The 3068-nt window shown below is 71.3% G+C and carries 2 protein-coding genes and 2 pseudogenes; 2 read left to right on the forward strand and 2 right to left on the reverse strand.

The genetic code is table 11. The features are described from left to right. Positions 1 to 633 (forward strand): annotated as a pseudogene (locus G6R24_RS19785) (NACHT domain-containing protein); the annotation flags it as partial. Positions 634 to 780: 147 nt separating this feature from the next. Here the strand turns inward: G6R24_RS19785 and G6R24_RS19790 are convergent. Further along, positions 781 to 1647 (reverse strand): hypothetical protein, encoded by an 867-nt coding sequence (locus G6R24_RS19790; protein ID WP_163550665.1) that lies wholly within the window; start codon positions 1645 to 1647, stop codon positions 781 to 783. Between G6R24_RS19790 and G6R24_RS19795 the strand changes: the two are divergent. After that, positions 1531 to 2680: pseudogene (locus G6R24_RS19795) on the forward strand (RNA-guided endonuclease TnpB family protein). The gene G6R24_RS19790 and the pseudogene G6R24_RS19795 sit on opposite strands and share 117 nt — an antisense overlap. A 106-nt stretch (positions 2681 to 2786) precedes the next feature. Here the strand turns inward: G6R24_RS19795 and G6R24_RS19800 are convergent. Continuing rightward, a partial coding sequence (locus tag G6R24_RS19800) for an MOSC domain-containing protein (protein ID WP_163550666.1) occupies positions 2787 to 3068 on the reverse strand: 282 nt, incomplete at its 5' end.

The raw sequence follows: 3068 nt of genomic DNA on the forward strand, positions 1-3068 counted from the left end.
ATCGGGCTCGGGTACGGGCTTCTGCTCGGGCTCCTGTTCGAGGTCGAGCGCGGGTTCGTGGGCGGGCTCGTGGGCGGGCTCGTGTTCGGGCTCGCGGGCGGACTCAGGAAGGTTTCCCCCAGCCGGACAACTCTGCGGCGGCCGCAGCTGTCCGACCTCGCACCGGGATTCACGGGCGGGCTCATGTGCGGACTCATGTGCGGGCTCGCGATCGGGATCGGGGCCGGGCTCGGGGCCGGCCTCATGGGCGGGCTCATGGTCGTGCTCGGCCTCAGCACCACAGCGGATACGGGACGGGCGGCAGATCCCATGACTGTCCTGATCCAGGATCGGACCAGGTTGCTCCTGTTCGGACTCACGGTCGGGCTGGTGGTCGGGCTCGCGTTCGGACTCGGGTTCGGCCCCACGGTCGGAGTCGTGGCCGGGCTCGCGTTCGGACTCATGAGCGGGCTCATGTCGGCGTGGGGACGACTGGGATTGGCCCGGCTGTGGCTGGCCCCACGCCGCCAGCAGCCCTTCCACCTCATCGCCTTCCTCGAAGACGCCCGCGACCGGGGCGTCCTGCGCCAGGCCGGCGCCGTCTGGGAGTTCCGCCACGCCAACCTCCAACGTCACCTGGCCAACCGGCCCTGACCGGCGCGGCAACCAGCCCCGCTCAGGGTCAACCAAGGGGCGCCTCTGCCGAACGCACCCCACCAGGCGTCATCGCCCGCAGGCGGTGGCTCGTGGGCCGAGCGGCACAGACCCTCGACACCGTGGGCAGCCCGCGTTCGCGTCGGCTCAGATGGGGGCGGCCTCGCCGCGCAGGAGGGTGTCGGCGAGGTGGTGCAGGGCGGGGCACAGTCCGGCGGTGTCCTCGTACCAGGCCACGGCGACGAGGATGTCGGCGGCGGCTACCAGTAGTGCGTACCGCCCGGACGGGCTGTCGAGCAGGTCGGTGAACGTGGTGTGGAGCTGCGCGGCGACGGCTGGTGCGCCCAGCGCCGTGCAGTACAGCCGGGCCGCCCCGTAGCCGGCGACGTTCACACCCCAGTGTTCCCAGTCGAGGATCATCAGCCGGGGGACGGTGAGGTTGCCCCAGTGCAGGTCCAGATGCTCGGTGCTGCCCCAACGGGGTGCGACGCCGGCGGGCAGCGGCCGGCCGTAGACGGCGTGCAGCAGATGCTGGTAGCGCTCGGGCCGGTTCCCCCAGATCTCCCGGGTGGTGGGCTGGCCGGCAAGCGCACACAGCGACGCCCGCAGATCAGCCAGCCACGCCTGAGACAGGTCGATCGGGTGGGTGAGGTACTGGTCGCCGGGCGCGGCCGGCGGATCGGACACGTAGGTCACCAGCTCCGCGCAGACCGGGACCGGCGCCGGATCGGGATGGGTCCACTCAGTGCTGGCCAGCAGCGCCGGTTTGCAGATCCCGACCAGCGCGCCGGCCTCCCGTGTGCCCCGCCAGGGCTCGACGTCCATCGCGTGTTCCAGGAACGGGGCCACCCGCAGCCACGCGGTCTGCCCACGGTAGCCGACCGTCCCGCCGATGACATCACCGGACGCGCTGGGCGCCGGCGACCCGCACGGCGTGACACCCAGGCGTGCGGCCCCCTCACGCCAGAGCGTCTCCATCCAGGCGGTGTCGACCCGGACCGGTACCCACTTCATTCGTCGGCCGTCCCTTGGGCGCGCAGCTCGAGCCCTTGTTCCCGGTGTCGGAGGGGGGTGCACGCCGGACTGCACGACGACGCCGGACTGCACTTCGGGTTCGGCTTGCACGCACTCGGCCCCGACCGGCGCAGCCGGTCGGGGATCTCCACCTGGTCGGCGAAGGCCTGCCCGGTGAGGATCGTCTCCAGCGGGGTCGCGTGGACGTTGCCGGCCACGGCCCGGCGGGTGAACACACTGCCCCGGATCGGGCGGGTGAAGGCCCACGAGCCGATGGGCGCGCTCACCGGCCGGCTTGCCGACGGCCGCGCCCGGCTGCTCGGCGCCACCGTGTCCCGGACCGCCGGGCGCTGGTATGTCTCGTTCACCGTCGAGGCCGACCGCGAGATCCCCGCCCAGCCCGGTCGCGGCGGCGCGGTCGGCGTCGACCTGGGCGTGCGGCACCTTGCTGTCCTCTCGACCGGAGAACAGATTCCCAACCCGAAGCACGCTCGGCGGTCCGAGCGCCGGCTGCGGATGGCATCCCGGGCCTACGCCCGGTCGAAGCCAGGAAGCGCCGGACGGCGCACGCGGGTCACCGCCCTCGGCCGGATCCACGCTCGGGTCGCCCACCAGCGTCGCGACGGCCTGCACACACTCACGACCCGGCTCGCGAAGGACCATGACGTGATCGTGGTCGAGGATCTCCATGTCGCCGGGATGGTCCGTAACCGGCGGCTCGCACGCGCCATCTCGGACGTCGCGATGGCTGAAGTCCGCCGGCAGCTCGACTACAAGACCCGCTGGTACGGCTCGACGCTCGTCGTCGCCGACCGCTGGTATCCGAGCTCGAAGACCTGTTCCAGCCGACCGCGACCTGAACGCCGCGGTCAACCTGTCTCACCTCGTCGCCGCCAGTACATCGGAGACGGAAAACGACCGTGGAGCCGACCAGAAGACCCCGCTCGCGGGGCAGGTGGCTGCGAAGCGGAAACCGGGCACGGCCACGGCCGGTCAGACCCGGGGTGCCCCACCGAAAGGTGAGGCGGCATGAATGGCGCCATCGAACGCCCTCATGCAACGGGTACCACTGTTGGCGCCAGTGGCCGCGCTGGCGGCTGGCCGCTCCGGCGAGTGGGATGGTTCAGGTGGCTGATGCGTTATCGCTCGACGACCACCAGGTCGTTCTGCCGCGTGGTGCCGGCGCGAGACACGGAGAGGTAGAGGCCGAGAGTGTTCCGTCCAAAATGCTCGCGCAGGACTCCGGGCAGGTCGACGTCCCGCTCGTCATTCGTCGGGTTCACCGATGTCGCCGGACACCTCACTGTCTTCTCCAATACGCGGGCCCGCAGGTCGCCAAGCCGGATGGACCGGCCGATCCAGCCGTCCTCTTCCCACGGAGGAAACCCGCGCAGGTATATGTTCGCGCGGAATCGGAGATG

Origin of the sequence: Candidatus Frankia nodulisporulans (assembly GCF_902806475.1) — a bacterium.
GTDB lineage: Bacteria > Actinomycetota > Actinomycetes > Frankiales > Frankiaceae > Frankia > Frankia umida.

Coding starts and splice junctions, on each gene's coding strand:
- G6R24_RS19790 (WP_163550665.1), bottom strand. CDS start 1,647: ATGAAGTGGGTACCGGTCCGGGTCGACACCGCCTGGATGGAGACGCTC.